Origin of the sequence: Campylobacter sp. TJR-1, from assembly GCF_032840035.1 — a bacterium.
In the GTDB taxonomy this organism is placed as follows: Bacteria; Campylobacterota; Campylobacteria; order Campylobacterales; family Campylobacteraceae; genus Campylobacter; species Campylobacter fetus.
Window position 1 is genome coordinate 71,972 of sequence record NZ_JAWIZX010000005.1, and the last position, 23,409, is coordinate 95,380.

The window sequence follows — 23,409 nt, forward strand, 5'->3', positions numbered from 1 at the left end:
TTTAAATTTAGGGATGATAATGAGAGATTTTTTAGGTTTTGGGATAGCCGGAAATTTTGCTTTGCATTTAGAACAAGCAGGCGAGTTTAAGGATTTTGTAGATATTAAAACAGAAGAAAAGTACGCTCCAAAAGGTATTTTTCCATTTTATAGTCCAAAATCCTCCAACCATCTTAAAAATTACTGTTTCGATAATGTAAATTTAGTTCTTCCAAATGAGTCTAGTTTAAATGTTCAAGCAGAGCCTGAAATAGCTCTTAAATGTGAGATAGAGTACGAAAATGGTAGTGTGAAAACCATAAAACCGCTTGCATTTATGGCATTTAACGATGCTTCTGTAAGAAACGACAAAAATGCTACAAAAATATCTCAAAAGAAAAACTTTTCAAGCGGCTCAAAAGGCTTTGGAAATGAGATAGTTATAGATAAATTTGATAAAACAGGAGTTTGCGAACGCTACTCTTTAGTATCTTTTTTGCGTAGCGAAGATGGATTTTTAGATATGGAGAGTGTGCTAAATTAAGCGGTTATAGCTACTTTTATGAAAAATTATTAAACTGGATGAAAAAGATTTTTAATACCCAAAAAGATTTTGCCGTACTTGAGGATTTAAGTAAAATTTTAAAGCAAAACGGATACAAAAAAGACGTCATTATCACTATTGGAGCTACAAGATATGAGCCTAAAGGTGAAAATCGCTTTTTAAAACGAGGAGATGAGATCTATATAGTGGCTTTTGATCATAATAAGCATAGTTTAGAAGATATAACCGAGTTAGCCAAAACAGACAGTGATTTTTCTAAATTTAGTGATATTTCAGTTTTAAAACAGGTTGTAAAATGAAAATATATATTTTAGGTGGTGGAAATATGGGAACCGCCATGGCTTATGGACTAAAAAATAGCGGCTTTGACGTTATTATAGTATGTAGAGACAAAGAAAAACTTGCGAATTTTAAAAAAATCGGATTTGGCGCAGAGATTTATGGCAAGAGTTATGATATAAAAGATAAAAATATAATACTTGCAGTAAAGCCTTACGCTCTATCTAGTGTTTCTAATTTACTTAGCGGCGAGGCAGAAATCTGCATAAGCGTACTAGCTAGAACCGGTATTGAAATGTTAAATAGTTCTATAAAAGCTAAAAATTACGCTGTTTGTTTGCCAAATATCGCGGCTAAGTTTAATTCCAGCGTAACTCCGTTTATAAGTGATGGCGATGATAATACGATAGTAGAAATATTAAATGGTTTTGGAAAATGCGTAAAGCTTGAAACTAAAAATGAGCTAGACGCTGCTAGTGTGCTTGCGGGTTGCGCTCCTGCTTATCTTGCGCTCGTAGCCGAAGCTTTAAGCAACGCTGGAGTTTTAGAAGGCCTTAAAAAAGATGATGCAAATTTTCTTGTGAGCGGACTTTTTGATGGATTTGCCAAGCTTTTAAAAAGTTCTCATCCGGCACTGATAAAAGAGTCTGTTTGTTCTCCGGCAGGAACTACCATAGAAGGCGTAGCAAAACTTGAAGAATGCGGTGTTAGACACGCATTTTTACAAGCTGTAAAAGCAAGTGCGAAAAAGCAAAGAAGTTAAATGCAAAAGTATAATTTTAATACCGTTTCAGACGCATGCGTTAAGTGTGGTAAATGTAAACCAAATTGCACTATTTTCAAGATTAGCGGTGATGAAGTTAGAAGTCCTCGTGGTTTTTTGGATCTTCTTGGAGCTTATAATAGAGGTGAGCTTGAATTAGATAAAAATGCAAAAGATATATTTGAAAGCTGCTTTTTATGTACAAATTGCGTAAGTGAATGTCCTAGTAGCCTTGCAACCGATACTATGATTGAAAATGTAAGGTGGGATATCGCGCTCAAATTTGGAATAGCATGGTACAAAAGACTGTTTTTTTGGCTTTTAAGACATAGAAAAGTTATGGATATTTGTGCTAGTCTTGGTTATGTTTTTCAAAGCTGCGCTTTTAAAGTAAATAACGGTGAAATGCGCCCTAGAATGAGTTTTCCTATGGTTAAAAAAGAGCGTCTTTTACCGACTGCTAGTAAAAAGAGCTTTTTAAATTCGCATCCTGAGTTTATAAATAACGGAGGAGAAAAAGCCGTTGGAATTTTTATAGGATGTATGGGAAATTATGCATATATCGGTATCGGCGAGGGATTATTAAAAATTTGTAAAACACTAAATTTAAATGCTCATTTAATGAAAGATCAAAGTTGCTGTGCGGCTCCGGCGTATTTTACCGGGGATTTTAACACGGTTGAGGTTTTGGCTAAAAAAAATATCATGTACTTTGAAAAGGTACTTGAAAAAGTAGATGCGATCATTATCCCTGAAGCCACCTGTAGTGCTATGATAAAAGTAGATTATGAACATTTTTTTGCAAATAATAAAGAGTGGAGAGAGCGTGCAAAAAACGTGAGCAAAAAGATATTTTTGGCTACCGAGTATTTTGAGAAATATACGAATTTGGGAGAAATTTTAAGTAAAATAGGCTTAAATTCAAACAAGCAAACTATAACTTATCACGATCCTTGTCACGCTAAAAAAATGCAAGGAGTTTTTAGAGAACCAAGAGCGTTGCTAAGTAAAATTTATAATATCAAAGAGATGAATGATACTACAAGTTGCTGCGGATTTGGCGGTGTGACTATGCAAAGTGAGAAATATCATCTTAGCCGCGCGGCCGGACTTAGTAGAGCAGAAACGATAAGTGCGACTAAAGCGCAATGTGTTAGCGCAGAATGCAGTGCTTGTAAAATGCAGCTAAATAATGCGCTTCATCTTCGCAGTTCGGATATGAGATGTGAAAATCCTATCGAACTGATAGCAAAGGTTCTGTAAAGAAAGACTAAATTTACTCAAATTATCATTTAAATTTGAGTAAATTTGATATCGAAGCAGGGATTAAAACTTACACCCTTTATACTTTACTAAAATTTCATTTAGATTTTCTACCACGAATTTAGCGTCTTCTATACTCATTAGTTGATGACAAGGCAAGCTTAGCTCAGCTCTATAAAAATCCTCCGCATTTGGCAAACTTATCTCTGCGTAAAGATTTTTGTAAAAGCTAAATTTATAAGTCGGTTTATAATGCACTTGTACGCCGATACCTTTTGCATGAAGTTCTTCGTAAATACTCTGTTTATCGCACCAAAAATCTCTAAAAAGCAAGACCGGATAGAGATGATGAGAACTTTTTACACCTTTGGGTATTTTTATAGTGCTTAAATACGGACTTTTTTTAAATGCTTCATCGTAAAATTTGGCTATCTCATCACGTTTTGCTATAAAAATATCCAACTTTTTCATTTGCGAAGCACCTAAAGCACACGCGACATCGCTTAAACGGTAGTTATAACCAAGAGTTATCATATCTGAGTTCCAAGCTGTTTTTTTGATAATTCCGTGAGAGCGGATCAATCTAGCCTTAGCGGCGATCTCTTCATCGTCGGTTAAAAGCGCGCCGCCCTCAAGCGTGGTTATCGGTTTGATAGCATGGAAACTAAATACGCTAGCGTCTGCGAATGTGCCGACTTTTTTACCATTTATGCTACTTCCAAGAGCGTGAGAAGCATCATCTAGTATCTTAAGACCGTGTTTTTGGGCTATCAAATTTAATGCGTCTATATCTACTGGAAGTCCACCAAAATCAACCGGAGTTATAACTTTTGTTTTTGGAGTTATGAGTTTTTCTACGCTTTTTGGATCGATATTTCCATTTGGTAATATGTCGGCAAATTTAACTTTCGCACCGCACATCAAAGCCGTGTTTGCAGTAGCCGCAAACGTAATAGGAGTCGTGATGACTTCATCGTTACTTTCAAGATTAAACGCTAGATATCCTGCGTGTAAAGCAGAAGTAGCCGAGTTCATCGCTACTGCGAATTTAGCTCCGGTGTAATCACAAAGCGCTTTTTCAAACTCATCTACTTTCTTACCGCAAGTTATGATATCGCTTTTTAAAGCCTCACTGACTGCTTTTATATCATCATCGTCTATGCTTTGTCTGCTGTAAGTCATCATTTTTCCTTTACTTTAGTATGCGCGGTAAGGTTATGCCTTCTTGATCTTGATATTTACCTTTTTTATCGGCGTAACTTGTTTCACACGGTTCATCACCTTGTAAAAATAGAACTTGCGCTATGCCTTCATTTGCGTAAATTTTCGCAGGTAGAGGAGTGGTGTTTGAGATTTCTATAGTGATGTGGCCGTTAAATCCTGGTTCAAATGGAGTAACATTTACTATTATTCCGCATCTTGCGTATGTTGATTTTCCAAGACAGATCGCTAGAACGTCGTGAGGCATTTTGAAGTATTCAACTGTTCTTGCAAGTGCAAATGAGTTTGGCGGGACTATGCATATGTCTCCGATAAAATCAACTACGTTTTTTTCATCGAAGTTTTTTGGATCTACAACAGTACCGCCTATATTTGTGAAAATTTTAAACTCACAACCGACTCTTATATCGTATCCGTAACTAGAAAGTCCGTAGCTAACGACACCTTTACCTATATTTTCTTCACAAAACGGCTCTATCATTTGGTTTTCTATACTCTGTTCGCGTATCCATTTATCGCTTTTTAGTCCCATAATTACTCCTGATTTAAATTTATAAATTATATCATATTGTCATAAAGATGGATTTAAACATTTATTAAATTTTTAGGATATATTTTTTAAATTTATATTTTACAAATATATAAAATTGGATTATAATTAGATTAAATACCGTAAAAAGCTATAAATTATGTAACTTTTTGAGGATTTGTAATTGTTTTATTGTAATTTAATTAAATTTGAATTAGATATTTTTTTAAATTTGTACCAAATCTTTACATAAATTTGCTAAAATGCTATGTTTTGAATAATTTATAGGAGAATTCTTATGACAAGAGATGAAATTAAAGAGCTTATGACTTTCTTTGATGAGACTAACATCAATAGAATTAAGATAAAAGATAAAGAATTTGAGATTGAACTTGAAAAATATGAACCAGAAGCAACTCCGGCTCCAGTTGTTTGTCCTCCGGCACCTGCTCCGACTCCGATAAACGTGAATGTGGTAAATGAAAAAGGTTCTAGCAGTCAAAATTTGAGCGGAGATACTATAAACTCTCCTATGGTAGGAACATTTTATGTAGCTCCAAGCCCTGGAGCAGCAGCTTTCGTAAAACCGGGTCAAACTATAAGAAAAGGTGATTGCATAGGTATTATAGAAGCTATGAAAATTATGAATGAGATAGAAGCCGAGTTTGACTGTCGTATTATAAAATCTCTAATAGCAGACGGTCAGCCAGTAGAGTTTGGTATGGCTTTGTTCGAGGTTGAAAAAATATGAGAGAAATAAAACGAATTCTCATCGCAAATCGTGGGGAAATAGCTTTAAGAGCTCTTAGAACAATACAAGAAATGGGAAAAGAAGCTATAGTAATACATTCTACCGCAGATAAAGACGCGCTTTATGTAAAATATGCAGACGCTTCTATTTGTATAGGAAATCCAAGAAGCACCGATAGTTATTTAAATATACCAGCTATCATCACAGCATGCGAAATCAGCGAAGCTGATGCTATATTTCCGGGATATGGATTTTTGAGTGAAAATCAAAATTTTGTTGAAATTTGCTCTAAACATAATATCAAATTTATAGGTCCTAGCGTAGCGGCTATGGCTCTTATGAGCGATAAAAGCAAAGCTAAGCAAGTTATGATGAGAGCTGGAATTCCAGTAGTTCCAGGAAGTGATGGTTCCATACAAGACATAGATGCGGCAAAGAAACTAGCTCGTGAAATCGGATATCCTATTATAGTGAAAGCTGCTGCTGGCGGAGGCGGTCGCGGAATGCGCGTGGTTGAGCGTGAAGAGGATCTAGAAAAAAGTTTTTGGTCTGCCGAGAGTGAGGCTATGAGTGCATTTGGCGATGGTACTATGTATATGGAAAAGTATATCTCAAATCCACGTCACATTGAAGTTCAAGTCTTAGGTGATGAGCATGGAAATGTAGTTCATATAGGCGAACGCGATTGTTCTATGCAAAGACGTCATCAAAAACTTATCGAAGAGAGTCCTGCCGTAATTTTAGATGATAAAACTAGAGCTAATTTGCATGAAACCGCAGTTAAAGCTACTAAAGCTATAGGTTACGCTGGAGCTGGGACATTCGAGTTTTTGTACGACCAAAAAGATAATAAATTTTATTTTATCGAAATGAATACTAGACTTCAAGTCGAACACTGCGTAAGTGAGATGTGTAGTGGGCTAGATCTTATAGAGTGGATGATACGTATCGCTCAAGGTGAGAAGTTGCTTAGTCAAGATGAGATCAAACTAAGAGGACATGCTATAGAGTGTCGTATAACAGCCGAAGATCCAAAAAGCTTTACTCCAAATCCGGGAAAAGTGACAAAATACATAGCTCCTGGAGGCAGAAATGTTCGTATGGATAGTCATATTTATGAAGGTTATAGCGTTCCACCATACTATGATAGTATGATAGGAAAATTAATCGTTCATGATAAAGATAGAAACAGAGCAATAGCTAAAATGAAAGTAGCTCTTGATGAAATGGTTATACAGGGCATTAAAACCACAAAAGATTTTCATCTTCATATGATGAATAATAGCGATTTTATAAATAACCTTTATGATACGAATTATCTATCTAAGCATTAAAATTTAAATTTGGTATCAAAATTTGATACCAAATTTATCTATCTTTTTATAATTTCTATGTTTGCTTTTACTCTTAGTTTATTAAAATAATCGGCTACCGCTATCTCTTGTTCTTGACTTGCCATAGCTGCTACGACTTCTTTTTCTATACTGTTAAAATCAGGCAGATAAGATCCTTCTTTTGAATATACATAAAACATCTCAAATCCATCTGCTGTTTGAAATATAGGCGTGAAAGAGCCCTTTTTTGTGTTTAAAAGTATATATCGTAATTGTGGATTTAACTCTTTTGACTCTAATACCACATTTTCTATGCTTACTCCTGGCTGTACGCTCATAGGATTTTTCGATATTTCATTGAGGCTTTGCCTATTGTTTGTTAAATATTTTGTAACAGATATTTTTTCAAATTGTACAAACATTTTCGGATTTGCTTCGTAAAATCTTCTAGCATTCTCAGGAGTTATATTTTGACTAGGATTATTTAGTATTCTAGCGTATAGTTTTTCTTTTTTAATACCGGTTTTAATATCGTTTTTAAAGTCTTCACTGCTAATGCCTCTTGACTCGATAACGTTTTTAAATGTGGTTACGTCTATGCCATTTGCTTGTGCTAATGCTGCTATCTTTTCGTCTGCTTCGTAATTATCGGCACTTATCCCAAGAGTTCGTATCTGTGCATCTTCTAATCTCTCTCTTATAAGTACGCTTAAAGCATCGTTTGGAGATATATTCATCTTAGTCATCACTTGCTGAATTTCATAGTCTGTTATAGGCTCATTTTCTACTATGGCAACTAGACCATTTACGTACTCTGCGTGTAATATACCGAGTAAAAAAACAGTTAGAAAAACGATTTTTTTCATAAATAAAACCTTTATTAAAGCAAATTTGAGTTAAAATTATACCCAAATTTAATAAATTAGGAATAAAACAGTTATGCTTACAACTAGATTTGCTCCAAGTCCGACTGGTTTTTTACATGTCGGAGGTCTTAGAACCGCGCTTTATAGCTATCTTTATGCTAGAAAAAACGGAGGTAAATTCGTACTTCGTATCGAAGATACGGATCTAAAAAGAAACTCTGAAGAAGCGGTAATTGCTATAAGAGAAGCATTTAACTGGTGCGGACTAGATTATGATGGTGAAGTAACTTACCAATCAAAAAGATTTGACATATATAAAGAGTATATAAAGAAGCTTTTAGATGAAGGCAAAGCATATAAATGTTATATGACAAAAGTAGAACTTGATGAGCTAAGAGCCGCGCAAGAAGCTAAAAAAGAGCGTCCAAAATATGATGGCAGATATAGGGATTTTACCGGCACTCCGCCAGCAGGCATCGAACCAGTTATCCGTATCAAAGCGCCTCTTAACGGAACTATAGAGTTTAAAGACGGTATAAAAGGCGACGTGAAGTTTAACTGCGCCGATATACTTGATGATTTTATCATAGCAAGAAGCGATGGTACGCCGACTTATAATTTTTGTGTGGTGATAGATGATGCTTTGATGGGAATTACTCATGTTATAAGAGGAGATGATCATCTTAGCAATACCCCAAAACAGATCATACTTTATGAAGCGCTCGGATTTAACTTGCCTGAATTTTTTCACGTGGCTATGATAAACGGAAGTGATGGTTCAAAACTATCTAAAAGACACGGCGCAACCGATGTTATGGAGTATAAAAGTATGGGTTATCTCCCTGAAGCGCTTTTGAATTTCCTTGTACGTTTAGGCTGGAGCCATGGCGATGATGAGATCTTTTCTATGAGTGATATGTTAAAATACTTTGATCCGCACGATATAAATAAGTCTGCTTCTACGTATAACCTTACAAAACTCGATTGGCTAAATGCGCACTATATAAAAACTCTGCCTTATGAGCGTTTGGCTGATGATATGAAGTTTTTCGGTATCGATTTTAGAGCGTTTGATAAAGGAGAGCTACTTTTAAATTCGCTTAGAGAGAGAAGTAAGACTTTAGTGGAGCTTAAAAACTCAGCTTTAAATATTATAAATTCACCCGAAACTTACGATGAAAAAGCTGTTGCTAAATTTATAAATACTGAATCAAAAGAGCTTTTAAAAGAGTACGCCGCTAACCTAGAAGATAAGAATATCTCAGCTAAAGATTGTGAAGATATTACCATAGCATTTTTAGAAAAGCGCGATAAAAAGCTAAAAGACATAGCGCAGCCTATTCGTATCGCCATAACAGGCAGCGCAGTTAGTCCTAGTATATTTGAAGTTATAGAGGTGATAGGTATAAAAGAGCTAAAATCTAGAATAGCCGCTCTTTTAGAAAAATTAGATTAAGCTTAAAATTAAAGATATATTTTGCTAATATAAATTTAGATTTTAAATTTAAGTTTGGTTCTGATTTCTTTGTTTTTAAAGATATCAAATTTAATATATTCGTATATTCAAATAAATAAAAAAGTTGGATTTAATATGGTAAATTATCTCGGTGCTTGTCTGTTTTTTAGCTCTCAAGCCTTTTCAAGAATTTCTGAAGAGATTGCAAAAGAGTATTTTATGCCGACAACTCTTTCACCATCTCACGCTTATTTGCTGCATGCTATAGTTCTTAGCGAAGGCATAAGTCCTAGCAAGTTGGCTAGTATAATGTGTTTGTCTCCATCTACTGTAACAAGACTTGTTGATAAACTAGTTTATAGAGGTCTTGTTGAGCGTGAATTTATAGGAAAAACTTCGAATTTAAAAGCTACAAAAAGCGGAGTGGAGTTAAAAGATATTATAGAACAATCTATGCAAAAATTAAATTCTAAATTTATAGAAATTTTTGGCGAACAGAAAATAGAGAGTTTAAATTTATATTTTAAAGAGTTTATTTTAAAATTAAATTCAAAAGAAAATTTATAAATATTGTATTTATATTTTTTTATTTAATCTTATAAATGTATAAAATTATCAAATTTATTTTTTAAATTTAAATATATATTATAATAATTTGTTAGCCTAAATTTTCAGGTTTTATCTTGTAAAATTACAAAAAGTAACACAAAATTTAAATTTTCAGATATTAAATTCAGATTTAATTATAATTCATGCTAATTTAGTTATAATCCGTAAATTACAAAATTTATCAAAGATAAAATTAAGGAAGTGAAGATGGATTTAAGACAAAGGGCTTTGGACTACCACGAAGGTGGCAAAATAGAAATAAATGTTAAAAAACCTTGTAAAACTGCAGATGACTTAAGCGTGGCTTATAGTCCAGGAGTTGCAGAGCCTTGCAAAGAGATAGAAGCGGATAACGAATTAGCTTATAGATATACGAATAAAGGCAACCTTGTTGCAGTTATCACAGATAGTACAGCCGTGCTAGGTCTTGGAGATATAGGCGCTGTTGCTGGAAAGCCTGTTATGGAAGGTAAATCCGTTTTATTTAAAAAATTCGCAAACGTGGATGCGTTTGATATCGAGCTTGATGAGCACGATCCAGACAAGATAGTTGAGATCTGCAAAGCTCTTGCTCCAACATTTGGCGGTATAAATTTAGAAGATATCGGCGCACCAAAATGTTTTTACATAGAGAAAAAACTTCAAGAGAGCGTAAATATCCCAGTTATGCACGATGATCAGCACGGAACTGCTATTATAACGACTGCAGGACTTATCAATGCTCTAAAAATCACAGGCAAAAAAGTTGGCGAGATAAAAGTCGTAGTTAGCGGAAGCGGCGCGGCTGGAATCGCATGCGCGAAAATGTATAGAAATCTTGGTGTAAAACATATCGTAATGTTAGATAGCAAAGGCGTTATACATACTAAAAGAGAAAATTTAACTCCTGAAAAAGCTGATTTTGCTATAGATACGGACGCTAGAACTTTAGCTGATGCGATGAGAGGTGCTGATATGTTCCTCGGTCTTTCAAAAGCCGGTGTTTTAAGCAAAGATATGGTTGCTAGCATGGCATCAAATCCTATAATATTTGCCTTAGCAAATCCAACTCCTGAGATCATGCCTGAAATCGCTCACTCCGTAAGAGATGATATAATGATGGGAACAGGAAGAAGCGACTATCCAAATCAAGTAAATAATGTTTTGGGATTTCCGTTTATATTTCGCGGTGCGCTAGACGTGAGAGCTACAAAAATTACTGAAAATATGAAAATAGCGGCAGCGCATGCTTTAGCCGAGCTCGCCGAAGAATACGTACCAGATAGCGTTTTAGAAGCTTATGGCGAAAAAGATATTAAATTTAGTAAAGATTACATTATACCAAAACCATTTGATCCTAGAGTTCTTTTGGTGGTAGCCCCGGCAGTTGCCGAAGCAGCCGTAAAAGACGGAGTTACTTTGGTTAAAGATTTTGATAAATCGGCTTATATAGAAAAGCTTAAAAAATTATTTTAATTAAGTAAATTTGATAATAGCTATCTTAAAAATAGGTAGCTATTTTTAATATTTGTATATCCAAAATAGAGTAAAAATTTTATTACGAATCCGAATAAAACTAAATTAAAATTACTCAACCGGTGCAAACTAGCACCAAAAATGATCTAAAAATTATAAATAAACTACTCAAAAATTCAAAAAATAGATTTTTCGATATAAATTTAGTTTTTCTAAATGTTCTTTATAATATGTAGATGAACTAGATTTCTAAATTTTCAATTATTCTTTACTTTCTATATGATTTAGTATAAATTTTCTTAAATTATTCATTTGCTAAATTGCGTTTGAAATTGTCAAATTAAGTAAATTTACAGTATAATTCAGGCAAGAAAGTAAAAACAATAAAGGAAAAAGAATGCAAAATATAAGGCTAATATCGCATCCTCTTATTGAACATAAACTTACCATTTTAAGAGACAAAAATACCGATCCGTTTCAGTTTAGAATGTTAATTGATGAGATAACTTATCTAATGCTTTTTGAGGCAAGTAGGGATTTTGAGTTAAAAGATACTGAGGTTATAACTCCAGTTGCGACTACAAAATCAAAAAAATTAGCTCAGAAAATAATGATATGTCCGATTCTAAGAGCTGCTCTTGGTATGCTTGGTAGCGTATTTAAACTACTTCCTGATGCTAGCGTAGGATTTTTAGGATTTCAAAGAGATGAAAAAACATTAAAAGCAGAGTTTTACTATGCAAAACTTCCAAAAGATCATGCCGAACGCATTGCAATAGTTATAGATCCTATGTTTGCTACAGGCGGTACTGCTATAGACGCGGTTCGATTTTTAAAAGAAAAAGGTGTGAAAAATATTAAATTCATATCTATTTTAGCGGCTCCTGAAGGGCTTAATAGATTTAGCGAAGTCTATCCCGATGTTGAAGTTTATACAGCTGCGATCGATAGAGGCTTAAATGAAAAAGGTTATATAATTCCGGGTCTTGGAGATGCTGGAGATAGAGTTTTTAACACTGTTTATTAGGAAAAATATGGTTTTTGGCAAAATTGATTATCTAAATTTACTTCCGTTTCATGTGTTTTTGAAGTCTTATCCTCTACAAAACGCTGCTAAAAAAAGTATTGAATTTAAAAAAGGCGTACCTAGCAAATTATGCAAAGATCTCTATTATAGGCGTATAGATGCGGCTGTTATCTCAAGTATAGAAAGCAGACGAAGCAAATATAAAGTGCTTGATTTTGGAATTTGCGCGAAAAAAGATGTGAAATCGGTCTTAGTCCGTAAAAATACAAAAAGAAGTTTAGATCCGGCATCAATGAGCTCAAATATGTTAAGTCGAATTTTAAAACTAGATGGAGAGGTTATAATAGGAGACAATGCACTTATAGAGTATTTGAAGTGTGGAGAAGACGAGTTTTACGATATGGGCAAGATCTGGAATCAAAGAACTGGCTTACCGTTCGTATTTGGCAGATTTACTTATATAAAAAATAAAAATAGCTATAAAAAAATTATTAAAATTTTTTTAAATAGAAATATAAAGATACCAAAATATATTCTTGATAATTATGTAATTAGCAGAGGCGTGAAATCTAATGATATCATATGGTATCTTAAATTTATAAGCTACAAAATAGGTGTAAAAGAGAAAAAATCTCTTAAAATATTCTTAAATAAAGCCAGAAATCTTAAATTTAATCCAAACAGTGTTTAAATTCGTAACATTATTGAAAAAATAATTGGTATAAATTCTAAAGTTAAACGAAGCTTTAAATATTTTTTTATATAATAGATTACAAATTTTTAATATAGGAGCTGTAAATGGGAGTGCACGAATACATCAATCACACACTTGAACACATCAAAAAAACAAGTCCGGGGCAAAATACGTTTTTACAAGCCGCGACCGAAGTTTTACATAGTCTTGAACCTCTTCTTAGCGCAGAAGATAAGTATCTAAAACATAAAATCATAGATCGTATCGTAATGCCGGAGAGAACAACGATGTTTAGAGTAACTTATATGAATGATAAGAATGAGCCGTGTTCTCACTTTGGTTATCGTGTTGAATTCAACTCAGCTCTTGGACCTTATAAAGGTGGTTTAAGATTTCATCCATCAGTTTGCTTAGATATAATTAAATTTCTTGGTTTTGAGCAAATTTTGAAAAATTCGCTTACTGGGCTTAATATGGGCGGAGGAAAAGGCGGAGCTAATTTCGATCCAAAAAGGGAAAAGCGACGGCGAAATAATGAGGTTTTGTCAATCGTTTATGAATGAACTTTATAAGCTAATAGGCGACGTAAAAGACGTACCTGCTGGCGATATCGGAGTAGGCGGTCGCGAGATCGGATATATGTTTGGTCAATATAAAAAATTAACAAATCGATTTGATGGAGCCCTTACTGGCAAAGGTTTGAGCTGGGGCGGAAGCCTTGCTAGAACAGAAGCTACTGGATACGGTTCTGTTTATTTTGCGAATGAAATGTTAAAAAAATCAGGCGGTTCTTTAGAAGGTAAAAAATGCTCAGTTAGCGGAGCAGGAAATGTTGCTATATATACTGTAGAAAAGCTGTATGAATTTGGAGCGCTTCCTATTACTGTTAGTGATTCAACCGGATTTGTTTACGACAAAGATGGAATCGATACTCAGCTTTTAAAACGCTTAAAAGAGGTAGAGAGAAAAGGTCTTAGCGACTATACTGATTTTAGAAAAATGCGGTATTTACTCCAGTGAAAGCATATAAAGAAGGTACAAACGGTGTTTGGAGCGTACCTTGCGACGCAGCTTTTCCTAGTGCTACTCAAAACGAACTTCATTTGGTGGATATAAAAACTCTTTATAATAACGGTTATCGCTTGGTTTGCGAGGGTGCAAATATGCCTAGCACTCTTGATGCTATAGATTTTATGATTAGCAAAAAAGACTTTTTATTTGGTCCTGCTAAAGCGGCGAACGCAGGTGGCGTTGCTACTAGCGGTTTAGAGATGGCTCAAAATGCAAGTATGCAAAAATGGAGTTTTGAAGAGGTCGATAAAAAACTACATGATATAATGAGAAATATATTTAATGAGAGTTACGATACATCAGTAGAGTTCGGAGATGTCGGAAACCTTGTTCTTGGAGCAAATATAGCAGGATTTAGAAAAGTTGCTGACGCTATGATAGATCAAGGATATGTTTAATAGATATCTAAATTTGGCTGATATTCAGCCAAATTTTTCCTCGGCTTCATAAGTTTATCTTATATCGTCTAAGCTTAAAGGATATCCGAATTCCAGATCTTTCTTTGCTGTTTTTCCTAAAATTTCATCATAAAATTTAGGATGAAGTCCGTTATTCGGGCGTATTGAGCGGATATTTTGCGGCGTTAAAATTTCACCCTTTTTAATACGTTCTACTACAAAAAGCGATCTAGCGCTTCTTCTATTTCTTTCATTTATACTATAATCCACGCTTCCAAGAGCCTTATAAGTATTTCTAACTGCGCTACTCATAGCTTTAAACTCATCTTTATTTAAAGAAAATCCACTATCCTCTCCGCCTAAAGCGCGGTCTATAGTAAAGTGTTTTTCTATCATGCTAGCTCCTAACGCGACTGCTGTTATCGGGACTTCTAAGCTCATAGAATGATCGCTGAGCCCGACTTTTACGCCCATAGGGGAAAATCTCTTAAGCATATCTTTTATAGTGATTAGATTCATATCTTCTATCTTTGCAGGATAGCTTGAAGTGCATTTAAGTATAGTTATGTCATTGTTTCCTACGCTTTTGCAAGCATCTATTGCTTCATAAATTTCTTCTAGGCTTGAAATTCCGGCTGAGATTATCATAGGTTTTTTAAATTTAGCGGCGTATCTTATGAGCGGATAATCTATCGCTTCAAAAGAGGCTATCTTATACATAGGAACGTTAATGCTCTCTAAAAAATCCACTGCACTATAATCAAACGGAGTTGAGAAAAAGTCTATCCCGATCTCATCGGCGTACGCTTTTAGCTCGCTTTGCCACTCCCAAGGAGTGTATGCTTTTTTGTATAGATCATATAAGCTTTGTCCTGCCCAAAGACCGCCTTCTTGAGTCATAAATATCTCATCTTTGCAATCTATCGTGATAGTATCGGCCGTGTAGGTTTGCACTTTTAGGGCGTCGGCTCCGGCGTCTTTTGCCGCTTTTATGATTTTAAAAGCTAAGTTTTTATCTCCGCAGTGATTAGCAGACATTTCAGCTATTATGTACGGCCTCTGTGATGTAGAATTCATTTTGTATATCTCCGTTGTTTTGTGAGAAAGTCTCTTTGTCTATACTTGATATTTTCAAATCGGCTTTTTCAAATAGATCTTTAATCATATCTAGAGTATAAAACGTATATAATAGATCTTTATGAGACTCTTTCGTTACTTTATAAACATTCGGTTCTAAATTTATAGCGTCATTTTTCAAACTATCGTTTTGAGTCCTAAAATTTACTAAAATTTTACCGTTTTTATTTAGATGATTTTTAAACTCGCTTAGCAAATTTACTACGATATTTGGGGTAAATAGATGCAAAACTCCCCAAGAGAGTATCGCGTCTACTTTGGTGCCACCGATTATATCTTTTAAGCTTTTATTTTTATTATTTAAAAGTATGAGCCTACCCCCCCCCATTTCTACGCACTCATTTAGTCTTGCAAAAGCTACTTCAAGAGGCTTTTGGTTGATATCTACGCCGATTATTTTCTTTACTCCGGCTCTATTTAAGCATTCAAGATGTCTTCCTGTAGCGCACCCAAAATCAAGCGCACTTTGAAATTTATTTTTAAAAATAAAACGCACGACATGCTCGTTTGGATATATTAAATCGCCATTTAAAACAAGTTCTTCCCATTTTGCTAAATTTGTTTCGTAATCTTTAAAACTATTTTTCATTAAATTTCCTTAAACCTTTTTAGCTTCGATAATATGCCATGAATTTATTATATTACCATCATTTGTACTAAATTCTTCATAATCTTTGCTGGTTATTTTTAAGCCGACACTCTCATAAATTTTTTCTATTTCATCTAAATTTGGGAAGTAATAAAGCATTCCTTTGTGAGACTCTTCATCTATGATAAACGTATCTCCATCTATCTCTTTTCCTCTTTTATATAAAGAGTCTTTTCTGGTTCTCCAGTTGGCAAATATGCTTCCGCCTTCATTTAAAATAGACGCAAACTGTTTAATGAAATTTGAAGTTATCTCTCTTGCGTTTAGATGTGTTATACCCCAGCAAACTACGCAATCAACTTTTTCTCCGCCTAATATCTCGTTTAAATTTAAAACTTCTCCGCTTTGAAATACTTCGCATTTTACGCCGTTTTCATTACAGCGATTTTTAGCTATTTGTAAAACGGATTTATTATAATCCACGCCGATTATATGAGGAATCTTTGCTTTGCTCATCATTTCAAGGTGTCTTCCATCGCCGCACCCAAAGTCTAAAACGGTTTTAAACGACCTTCTGTTTGCAAAAACATATCTTGTAAGGTATTCGTTCGGATATAATAAATATCCAGTAGATACGTGTTCTCCCCACAGTTTGTAAGCATTTTCTTGAGCTTGTTTTACACTTTCGTTCATTTTATCTCCTTTTTAAATTTTTTTATAAGAGCGTCCGTATTTGTTAGACACTCTTGCTTGTTGCTAGCTACTATGATGGCATATCCTCTATTCATAATGCTTGCACCGTTTATCACTTTGGCTAAGATTCCATTTATGTTGCACTCATATTTTACAATTCCAAGCTTGTTTTTTAAAATTTCGAAATTAGGCGGAACAACTCTACCTTCAAAATCAAAATACCTGATAATCGCATGTTTTGTAAATTTAGGCTCAAAACTAAAGGGTTTGCCTAAAATCATATTTATCCACTCTTTAGTCATATTTACGCCAGTTGATATCTCTACGAACGTACTTGAGAGATAGTGACCGCTTGGACGTGGAGCTAGCTCTATGATGAACGGCTCTCCTTCAGGCGTTATGATGAGATCCGCGTTTATAAGGCAGTTTTTTAAATTTAGCCTAGTAGCGACTCGCTGCATATAGCGTGTGACTTCCAAAATCTCCGGAGCACTCAAATTTCCTATGCTTTGCCGATAAGGAAGCGGCGTAAGGAGTTTTTCTCTTATAAGTATGTGAATATATTTTCCATTTATCACTGCCCCACTTAGTCCATATTCCGTCCCCTCTACTAATGTTTCAGCTAAAAAATCTTCTTTGCTTAAGTCTATTTTTGCTAAAGCATTTTTGAATTCATGTTGATCTTTTACCGCTATGACGTCTCTGCTTCCGCTTCCAAATCGCGGTTTAATGATAAGTGGAAATTTAAGTACTCTTAAATCTAAATTCGGAGTGATCAAATGACATTCTATAGGTCTCAAATCCCCTTCCTCACTTGGAGGGAATACCCCCCCCCATAGTTTCGTTAGTTAGATTTCTTAATTTTTTATGAAATAGAAGTTTATCCGTGCATAAATCAGCGGCTTTGTAGCTAACACCGCCTAGTTTGTAGTAGTCATTTATACTTCCGGTCGTTATCAAGTATCTACCGATGGGAACCGGTAAAATCGTTATAGGCTCGTACCCCCCCCCCGTAAGTTTTTCTATGATGTTTTTTGGATCTCTTATATCAACTACGTAAGATACGTCGGCAAGCCTTAGTCCGATTGCGTCTTTATTTCCATCAAAAGCTACGACTTTAAGTCCGGCTTTTTTGGCTTCATTGATGGCAAAAACACTCTCGCTACTAGCACCTATTACTAGAGCGACTTTTTGGTTCATTTTAACTCCTTTATAAATTTAGAATCTTTTATAAAATCATCTAAATTTTCTTTGCTATCTTTTATGGTTTCTATAGCAAGAAATTTATCTTTATCTATGATAGAGTGGATTTTTTTAAAATCAATATTTCCATCTCCAAAATGCAAATGCGCGTCATAAATGCTTGTGCTATCGTTATCGCTTATATGATATACAAGCGGATTTAAAGAGTTAAATTTGGCAATGTACTCGTAAATACCCAGTTTTTGATAGTTTGCGCTTACTAGGGCGTGACCGATATCAAGGCAAAATCCATGTCCTGTTTGGTCTATTATTTTTTTTATCATTTCAAAAGTTGAACCGATGCAAAATGCGTTTGGAGCGTTATCCATAGGTACTACGTAAGGCTTGTTTTCTATTATAAATTTAAAATCTTTTATACTATTTATCTGTCTTATACTTTCATCAACATTGCCGCCGATACCAGGATGAAAAACAGTGTAAATAGCGTCAAGCTCAAGGCTATAAGCACGAGCGAGTTCTACTAGTTTTAAATTTGAACTAAATTTATCTTTATTTGAAAAATCTAAACCGCTGCTAAAATGCGGAGCATGAATAGCAAATGGAATACCGAATTTAAGTTTTAGATCCGCCCAAATTTTGATTTTGTTAAGAGAGTTTGGCACTGAGTAAAGCTCGATATAGTCATAAACTCCACTTTCATAAAGATTTGCCGCACTATTTATATAATTTTCATTCAAAGACCATAGTTTAAGACCGATTTTATAAGCCATGTAACACCTTGTATTTAAGCTCTGCCATTTTCCAATCGTCCATAGTATCGATATCTTGTGTAACATTTTCACTTAAGATGAATGGTACTCTATCATCAGAGTTTAGCGCGTTTGCTTTATAAAAATAGAACATTCCGGCGTCATGATACGTTGGTTTTAGATCTTGAGATCTTTTATTTGCGTTAAGCGGTTCGCGGTATTTTAAAAAACCTTTTTCATCTACTATAAAAGCTCTTTGCACGGGAAATGAAAATTTGACTACTGGAGTTAATTTGCTCGCATTTGTAGATACGAATGTTTCATACGCTTCTTTTAAAAGTTCGCCGCTTATAAACGGTGCGCAAGGATAAATGCAGCATATATTTTCGATAAGAGTTCCTAGTTTGGCGTATTGGCTTAGTACTTCTTCTATAACGTCGTTTGTAGTAGCAAAGTCATCCGCTGTTTTGGTACTTCGCAAAAACGGAACTTTTGCGCCTAAATTTTTAGAGATACTAGCTATCTCTTCATCTTCGGTTGAAACCATAATCTCATCAAAAATTCCGGCATTTATAGCGGCATTTATAGCGTAATATATCATAGGTTTTCCCATAAAATCTTTGATATTTTTACGCGGAATTCTTTTGCTTCCGCCGCGCGCTGTTATAATAGCTATATTGTTTATCAAGTTTTGTTCCTTGAGAATTTTATCTGCAATGATAGCATAAATTTAGGATAGGGCTTTATAAGCCCCATGTTATTTTAGATCGCTCTCGTCGATCATTGCAGGTACGCCTCTTATAGCACCTGTTTCAAAGTATTTCATTATATTTGCTTGTTCTGTTTTTACTTGATCGGCAGTTATATTAGTTGGAGCGGATGCGTCTTTGGCATAGTATTTTCTTAGAATTTTTATCTTTATGGCATCGTCTTTTACGCCTTTTACCTCTTTATATATCGCGATTGATTTTTTTATCGCATCTTCGCCGTGGCTAGGAATTGGAGCCATGATAACTTTTAAATTTGATTCTTCTAAATCTTTTTCAATTCTGTCAAGTTCGATTCTGCAATATGGACAGTCCGGATCGGTAAATAAGTATTTTGTAGGTTTTTTAGGGTCATTTCCTAGATTGATAATTTTTGATTTATCAAGATTTTTTATAAGTGCTGCTAATTTGCTATAAGCTTCGCCCATAGAGGCTTTTTCTTGTATATCGTTAAATTTACCTAGATAAGATACTCTTTTATTTACGTCTATGATATCTGGAAATACATATTTGCCATCTGTAAATAAAACTTGTTTTTGGCTCTGTTTTCCATCTGTGATATTTACTATAATTTGGTCGAAATTTGTACCTTCAAGCTTTGATTTTGACTCTATTTTTACTTGCAAACCCTCATTTGAAGCAGCTTTAAAGAGATCTAAAATCTCCGCATCGTTTATAGCAAACATGGAAGTAGCCGCTATTAGAGAACTTATAATTAAAACATTTTTCATCTGTTACCTTAAAATATAAAATTTCAAACATTATAGGCGTTGTTTTTAAACAAAAAGCCTATCGTTTTCAAATTTCTTGATATCGGCAAATTTATCAAGATATTCTAAATACGCCAACGCATATTTTCTACTTAAATTTAGATGATTTTTAGCGCTGGTTATGTTTACTTTACCTTCATTTTTTATTATATCTCTTAGCATATTTATCACTTTATTTAATGCATTTGAGCTTATAAAAAGGTTGTGTTCTAGTCTTACTACTTTTTTTGCTTTTGTGAGCTTTTTTAGAGCCGCGTCTCCTACTATTTTATCGATATCAAGCTCATCATATATGTTATACGGTGCTTTTGGAGTAATATATCCTTTTTCTAAAATATCATAAATTTTACTTTCTACCGTTGTATTTAATTCATCGAAATTAGTTCCGAATTTAGTATAAATACTTCCGTTTTTTTGGACTATTTTATTTGTTTCTAGCTCATTTAAAACAGCTTCTATAAAATCCGTACTTGCCCAAGACAGCTTTGTATTTATGCTAGATGGAGAGAACATGGCGTCTTTGTTTTTGTTTATTATAAATTTGATAAATTCTTTAACATCGCTATAGCCGTCATTTGTGTAGATACAAGCCGCTTTTTTATCCACAAAAACATTTTTTAAATTTGAAGCTATATCTAGTGCCGTGCTTGTACTCATTCCAAATCTTTGCAAAGACGATATAAGTCCAAAACCATGTCTATGTGATCTGCTTAAAATCTCAAAAGCTTGTACGAAATCCATATTATTGAGCGCTGAAAGTAGATCTGACTTAACATCTTTTTTAAGAGGTTCGCTTACTGGATTTAGAACAAATCCGCCGCCTATAACTCTGCTATTTTTCAGTAAAATAAACGGCTCGTTAAACTCTAAAAACATCATTTTATTAAATTTAAATGTAAAAAAATTGTCTTTTAAAAGAGCGGCTTTTGCATTGACTTGTTTAGATCCGACGCAAAAAACGACTTCGCTATTGTGAGTCAAATCTCCGCTCACAAAACAATCAGCTTCAAAAAATCCTCTCCAAAATCCCTTTTTGCTTAAAATTTGCCCTTTTTTTAAAGCGTAAGTTTTATCTCCGCTTAAGTTTAACGCGGCTCTATTTGGAGCTTCTACCGTCTTTGCGCTCCTAGAATGAACCTCTAAATTTCTTAATATAAAACTTTCATTTAAATCCAAGTTTAAAATTTGCTCCCCGACTTTTAGAGTGCCTTTTAATACGCCTCCTGTGACGACCGTGCCATGACCTTTTACTTGAAAAACTCTGTCTATGTAGTAGCGAAAAACAGAGTCTTGATCATGCGTTTTTCTTTGGATCGTAAAAAGATAATTTTTTAGCGCATCTATGCTGTTTTTATCTTTTATACTGACGAAAAAACTTCTTAAAATTTCTAAATTCGAGAAATCTTTTATAAAATCCAATACACTGTTTTTGACTTCTAATTGCTCATTTTTACCTACCAAATCACATTTTGAAAATACTAAAATTATATTTTTTACATTTAGTAAATTTAATATTTCTATATGCTCTTTTGTTTGTGGCTTAAGTCCTTCGTTGGCTGCTATTACGAGCATACAAGCGTCAAATTGAAATGCTCCGCTTATCATAGTTTTGACTAAATTTTCATGACCAGGAACATCGATAAATGCTATATTTTTAATTCCGTTATTTAAATTTGAAAAACTAAGATCTATCGTAATACCGCGTTTTATCTCGTCTGATGTTTTGTCGCCTTCATAGCCGTTTAAAGCTTTGATAAGTGCTGTTTTTCCGTGATCTATATGACCTGAGGTTCCTATTATTATGCTATTCATCACTCATTCCGTTTATAATTTTTATGATGTTTTCTATATCATTTTCAAAAATAGAACGAAAATCAAGCAAAAACTCCGCGTTTTCAATTCTGCCTATGATTCCGTATTTTCTAAATTTAAACTCATTTTTGTTTGCGTTTCCTTTGAAAAATAACCCGATTGATGGATAGCTTTTATTTGGCATTGTTCCTCCGCCGACAAAAGTTTTAGTCTCTTTTATGCTAGCTTCTAGTTTGATGTTTTCTAAAACTTTCTTAGCTTGTACTTCTAGTTCGCTTAGTGTTTTATAAATTTGATTTATAGGTTTTATGAGATGAAAATCTTTGTTTAAGTACGCTTTTATCGTTTCATTTAACATGCTAAGCACCATTTTATCGACTCTTAACATTCTTAAAATTTGATTGTTTTTAAGCTTATTTATAAGCTCTTTTTTACCAAGTATTATGCCGCATTGCACACTGCCAAAAAGCTTATCACCGCTAAAACTTATTATATCAACTCCACTTTGTATCAGTTTTTTTACGTTTGGCTCATCTTTACTTAGAGAATACGGAAGCGTATTTACATATCCGCTACCAAGATCGTAATAGTTTAGAATTCCTCTTTTTTGGGTTAATTTCGCGATATCATTTATAGAAACTTCGCTGGAGAACCCGACTATATCATAGTTTGATTTATGTACTTTTAAGATCATGGCGGTGTTTTCATTTATGGAGTTTTCATAATCGCTTAGATGGGTTTTGTTTGTAGTGCCAATCTCTTTTAATATAGCTCCGCTGTTTTTCATTACTTCTGGTACTCTGAAACTTCCACCGATTTCTACTAATTCACCGCGACTAACCAGTACTTCTTTCTCGTCGGCAAAACTATTTAATATGAGAAAAACCGCGGCTGCGTTATTATTTACTATAAGAGCGTCTTCGCAACCAAATAGCAGTTTTAAAAGATAGCTTGTATATGCGTATCTATCGCCTCTTTTTCCGCTGCTTAAGCCGTATTCTAAATTTGAGTATGAAGTCATAAGATGAGTTGCTTGTTTAATTAAATCTTCGCTGATAGGACTCCTGCCAAGGTTGGTATGTATTATAACTCCAGTTGCGTTTATAAGCGGTTTTGGCTCGATATTTTGAAACTTGGCGTATGCGTTTTTTATCAAATTTATAACATCTTGCTCTGATATAGTTTCATTTTGATTTTTACTTCTTATCTCTTCTAATACTGATTTAGAGATGTCTAAAAGTGCTGGTTTAAAATAGTTTTGAAACTCTTTTAGATTTGGAATTTTATCTATTTTTGGAAGTTTATTCATAGCTTTTCTCATTTAAATTTAAACTCAGTATATCATTTTTTAGTTTTGATTTTCCTTTTAAGTTAATTATTAGTTATAAATAATCAGCCTAAATTTATACAAATGATTATAAAATGAGTA

Annotated in this window: 24 protein-coding genes and 1 pseudogene; 12 read left to right on the forward strand and 13 right to left on the reverse strand. The window is 34.1% G+C overall.

Annotation, left to right across the window (positions count from 1 at the left end; translation table 11 throughout):
• Positions 1-19 precede the first annotated feature (19 nt).
• Genes RVY88_RS06495 through RVY88_RS06510 form a run of 4 tightly spaced genes read left to right on the forward strand, consistent with a single transcriptional unit; the run spans position 20 to position 2,849 of the window.
• Complete coding sequence (locus RVY88_RS06495; protein WP_251149095.1) at positions 20-523, forward strand: DUF5718 family protein; 504 nt, start codon at positions 20-22, stop codon at positions 521-523.
• Positions 493-843, forward strand: coding sequence for a DUF5718 family protein (locus tag RVY88_RS06500; RefSeq protein WP_251149113.1), 351 nt, complete (start codon positions 493-495; stop codon positions 841-843). The genes RVY88_RS06495 and RVY88_RS06500 overlap by 31 nt, the downstream gene beginning before the upstream one ends.
• Positions 840-1,586: a pyrroline-5-carboxylate reductase gene (locus RVY88_RS06505; protein WP_162167581.1), complete on the forward strand. Its 747-nt coding sequence runs from the start codon at positions 840-842 to the stop codon at positions 1,584-1,586. The genes RVY88_RS06500 and RVY88_RS06505 overlap by 4 nt, the downstream gene beginning before the upstream one ends.
• Positions 1,587-2,849: a (Fe-S)-binding protein gene (locus tag RVY88_RS06510; protein WP_162167580.1), complete on the forward strand. Its 1,263-nt coding sequence runs from the start codon at positions 1,587-1,589 to the stop codon at positions 2,847-2,849.
• A gap of 63 nt (positions 2,850-2,912) precedes the next feature.
• Here RVY88_RS06510 and pseC read toward each other — a convergent pair whose 3' ends face one another.
• Positions 2,913-4,034: a UDP-4-amino-4,6-dideoxy-N-acetyl-beta-L-altrosamine transaminase gene (pseC, locus tag RVY88_RS06515; RefSeq protein WP_024305414.1), complete on the reverse strand. Its 1,122-nt coding sequence runs from the start codon at positions 4,032-4,034 to the stop codon at positions 2,913-2,915.
• Between the two features lie 7 nt (positions 4,035-4,041).
• Positions 4,042-4,602 (reverse strand): dCTP deaminase, encoded by a 561-nt coding sequence (dcd, locus tag RVY88_RS06520; protein ID WP_002850597.1) that lies wholly within the window; start codon positions 4,600-4,602, stop codon positions 4,042-4,044.
• Positions 4,603-4,897: 295 nt separating this feature from the next.
• On the opposite strand from dcd, the gene accB reads away from it, so the two are divergent.
• Together accB and RVY88_RS06530 are read left to right on the forward strand one after the other, a co-directional pair.
• Entirely contained in the window at positions 4,898-5,350 is a 453-nt protein-coding gene (gene accB / locus RVY88_RS06525; RefSeq protein ID WP_002850595.1) for an acetyl-CoA carboxylase biotin carboxyl carrier protein, read from the forward strand.
• Positions 5,347-6,684, forward strand: a complete 1,338-nt coding sequence (locus tag RVY88_RS06530; RefSeq protein WP_002850590.1) for an acetyl-CoA carboxylase biotin carboxylase subunit — start codon at positions 5,347-5,349, stop codon at positions 6,682-6,684. Before accB ends, RVY88_RS06530 begins: the two co-directional genes overlap by 4 nt.
• Before the next feature lie 38 nt (positions 6,685-6,722).
• Here RVY88_RS06530 and RVY88_RS06535 read toward each other — a convergent pair whose 3' ends face one another.
• Positions 6,723-7,550 (reverse strand): peptidylprolyl isomerase, encoded by an 828-nt coding sequence (locus RVY88_RS06535; RefSeq protein ID WP_002850588.1) that lies wholly within the window; start codon positions 7,548-7,550, stop codon positions 6,723-6,725.
• 73 nt (positions 7,551-7,623) lie between these two features.
• Here RVY88_RS06535 and gltX point away from each other — a divergent pair, with 73 nt between their 5' ends.
• The 6 genes and pseudogenes from gltX (at position 7,624) to gdhA (ending at position 14,260) form a co-directional block, all read left to right on the forward strand.
• Positions 7,624-9,006 (forward strand): glutamate--tRNA ligase, encoded by a 1,383-nt coding sequence (gene gltX / locus RVY88_RS06540; protein WP_038454139.1) that lies wholly within the window; start codon positions 7,624-7,626, stop codon positions 9,004-9,006.
• Positions 9,007-9,141: 135 nt separating this feature from the next.
• A complete protein-coding gene (locus RVY88_RS06545; RefSeq protein ID WP_002850584.1) occupies positions 9,142-9,573 on the forward strand; it encodes a MarR family winged helix-turn-helix transcriptional regulator in 432 nt (143 codons plus the stop codon).
• Positions 9,574-9,822: 249 nt separating this feature from the next.
• Positions 9,823-11,070: a malic enzyme-like NAD(P)-binding protein gene (locus RVY88_RS06550; RefSeq protein WP_011732242.1), complete on the forward strand. Its 1,248-nt coding sequence runs from the start codon at positions 9,823-9,825 to the stop codon at positions 11,068-11,070.
• A 397-nt stretch (positions 11,071-11,467) separates the two neighbouring features.
• Positions 11,468-12,097 (forward strand): uracil phosphoribosyltransferase, encoded by a 630-nt coding sequence (gene upp, locus RVY88_RS06555; protein ID WP_162167296.1) that lies wholly within the window; start codon positions 11,468-11,470, stop codon positions 12,095-12,097.
• 7 nt (positions 12,098-12,104) lie between these two features.
• On the forward strand, positions 12,105-12,788 hold the full coding sequence (locus RVY88_RS06560) for an MqnA/MqnD/SBP family protein (RefSeq protein ID WP_162167297.1): 684 nt from the start codon (positions 12,105-12,107) through the stop codon (positions 12,786-12,788).
• Between the two features lie 107 nt (positions 12,789-12,895).
• Positions 12,896-14,260, forward strand: a pseudogene (gene gdhA, locus RVY88_RS06565) (NADP-specific glutamate dehydrogenase).
• Positions 14,261-14,314: 54 nt separating this feature from the next.
• On the opposite strand, the gene pseI reads toward gdhA, so the two are convergent.
• The 10 genes from pseI to selA form a co-directional block, all read right to left on the reverse strand.
• Positions 14,315-15,337 carry a pseudaminic acid synthase gene (pseI, locus tag RVY88_RS06570; protein ID WP_002850575.1) on the reverse strand — a complete coding sequence of 341 codons (1,023 nt, stop codon included), beginning with the start codon at positions 15,335-15,337 and terminating at the stop codon, positions 14,315-14,317.
• Positions 15,300-15,986 carry a class I SAM-dependent methyltransferase gene (locus tag RVY88_RS06575; protein WP_011732241.1) on the reverse strand — a complete coding sequence of 229 codons (687 nt, stop codon included), beginning with the start codon at positions 15,984-15,986 and terminating at the stop codon, positions 15,300-15,302. The genes pseI and RVY88_RS06575 overlap by 38 nt, the downstream gene beginning before the upstream one ends.
• Positions 15,987-15,995: 9 nt before the next feature.
• A complete protein-coding gene (locus tag RVY88_RS06580; RefSeq protein WP_046037264.1) occupies positions 15,996-16,679 on the reverse strand; it encodes a class I SAM-dependent methyltransferase in 684 nt (227 codons plus the stop codon).
• On the reverse strand, positions 16,676-17,479 hold the full coding sequence (locus RVY88_RS06585) for an acetyl-CoA carboxylase biotin carboxylase subunit family protein (RefSeq protein WP_162167298.1): 804 nt from the start codon (positions 17,477-17,479) through the stop codon (positions 16,676-16,678). The genes RVY88_RS06580 and RVY88_RS06585 overlap by 4 nt, the downstream gene beginning before the upstream one ends.
• 10 nt (positions 17,480-17,489) lie before the next feature.
• The gene (locus tag RVY88_RS06590; RefSeq protein WP_025370390.1) at positions 17,490-17,879 is read right to left on the reverse strand and encodes a hypothetical protein; all 390 of its coding nucleotides are present in this window, start codon (positions 17,877-17,879) and stop codon (positions 17,490-17,492) included.
• Entirely contained in the window at positions 17,876-18,652 is a 777-nt protein-coding gene (locus tag RVY88_RS06595; protein ID WP_167497346.1) for a TIM barrel protein, read from the reverse strand. Before RVY88_RS06595 ends, RVY88_RS06590 begins: the two co-directional genes overlap by 4 nt.
• Entirely contained in the window at positions 18,642-19,319 is a 678-nt protein-coding gene (gene pseF, locus RVY88_RS06600) for a pseudaminic acid cytidylyltransferase (protein ID WP_002850570.1), read from the reverse strand. Before pseF ends, RVY88_RS06595 begins: the two co-directional genes overlap by 11 nt.
• Positions 19,320-19,388: 69 nt before the next feature.
• Entirely contained in the window at positions 19,389-20,129 is a 741-nt protein-coding gene (locus tag RVY88_RS06605; RefSeq protein WP_162167300.1) for a thioredoxin fold domain-containing protein, read from the reverse strand.
• A gap of 45 nt (positions 20,130-20,174) precedes the next feature.
• Positions 20,175-21,980: a selenocysteine-specific translation elongation factor gene (selB, locus tag RVY88_RS06610; protein WP_065843780.1), complete on the reverse strand. Its 1,806-nt coding sequence runs from the start codon at positions 21,978-21,980 to the stop codon at positions 20,175-20,177.
• Positions 21,973-23,301, reverse strand: a complete 1,329-nt coding sequence (gene selA, locus RVY88_RS06615) for an L-seryl-tRNA(Sec) selenium transferase (RefSeq protein ID WP_002850566.1) — start codon at positions 23,299-23,301, stop codon at positions 21,973-21,975. Before selA ends, selB begins: the two co-directional genes overlap by 8 nt.
• Positions 23,302-23,409 lie beyond the last annotated feature (108 nt).

Bases quoted from the DNA above. Each gene is read 5' to 3' on its own strand.
- RVY88_RS06495 (WP_251149095.1), top strand. From the start codon at position 20: ATGAGAGATTTTTTAGGTTTTGGGATAGCCGGAAATTTTGCTTTGCAT.
- RVY88_RS06605 (WP_162167300.1), bottom strand. From the start codon at position 20,129: ATGAAAAATGTTTTAATTATAAGTTCTCTAATAGCGGCTACTTCCATG.
- upp (WP_162167296.1), top strand. From the start codon at position 11,468: ATGCAAAATATAAGGCTAATATCGCATCCTCTTATTGAACATAAACTT.
- RVY88_RS06505 (WP_162167581.1), top strand. From the start codon at position 840: ATGAAAATATATATTTTAGGTGGTGGAAATATGGGAACCGCCATGGCT.
- gltX (WP_038454139.1), top strand. From the start codon at position 7,624: ATGCTTACAACTAGATTTGCTCCAAGTCCGACTGGTTTTTTACATGTC.
- RVY88_RS06595 (WP_167497346.1), bottom strand. From the start codon at position 18,652: ATGGCTTATAAAATCGGTCTTAAACTATGGTCTTTGAATGAAAATTAT.
- selB (WP_065843780.1), bottom strand. From the start codon at position 21,980: ATGAATAGCATAATAATAGGAACCTCAGGTCATATAGATCACGGAAAA.
- RVY88_RS06575 (WP_011732241.1), bottom strand. From the start codon at position 15,986: ATGAAAAATAGTTTTAAAGATTACGAAACAAATTTAGCAAAATGGGAA.
- pseI (WP_002850575.1), bottom strand. From the start codon at position 15,337: ATGAATTCTACATCACAGAGGCCGTACATAATAGCTGAAATGTCTGCT.
- dcd (WP_002850597.1), bottom strand. From the start codon at position 4,602: ATGGGACTAAAAAGCGATAAATGGATACGCGAACAGAGTATAGAAAAC.
- RVY88_RS06560 (WP_162167297.1), top strand. From the start codon at position 12,105: ATGGTTTTTGGCAAAATTGATTATCTAAATTTACTTCCGTTTCATGTG.
- RVY88_RS06510 (WP_162167580.1), top strand. From the start codon at position 1,587: ATGCAAAAGTATAATTTTAATACCGTTTCAGACGCATGCGTTAAGTGT.
- RVY88_RS06530 (WP_002850590.1), top strand. From the start codon at position 5,347: ATGAGAGAAATAAAACGAATTCTCATCGCAAATCGTGGGGAAATAGCT.
- RVY88_RS06580 (WP_046037264.1), bottom strand. From the start codon at position 16,679: ATGAACGAAAGTGTAAAACAAGCTCAAGAAAATGCTTACAAACTGTGG.
- pseC (WP_024305414.1), bottom strand. From the start codon at position 4,034: ATGATGACTTACAGCAGACAAAGCATAGACGATGATGATATAAAAGCA.
- RVY88_RS06590 (WP_025370390.1), bottom strand. From the start codon at position 17,879: ATGAACCAAAAAGTCGCTCTAGTAATAGGTGCTAGTAGCGAGAGTGTT.
- RVY88_RS06535 (WP_002850588.1), bottom strand. From the start codon at position 7,550: ATGAAAAAAATCGTTTTTCTAACTGTTTTTTTACTCGGTATATTACAC.
- selA (WP_002850566.1), bottom strand. From the start codon at position 23,301: ATGAGAAAAGCTATGAATAAACTTCCAAAAATAGATAAAATTCCAAAT.
- RVY88_RS06545 (WP_002850584.1), top strand. From the start codon at position 9,142: ATGGTAAATTATCTCGGTGCTTGTCTGTTTTTTAGCTCTCAAGCCTTT.
- accB (WP_002850595.1), top strand. From the start codon at position 4,898: ATGACAAGAGATGAAATTAAAGAGCTTATGACTTTCTTTGATGAGACT.
- RVY88_RS06550 (WP_011732242.1), top strand. From the start codon at position 9,823: ATGGATTTAAGACAAAGGGCTTTGGACTACCACGAAGGTGGCAAAATA.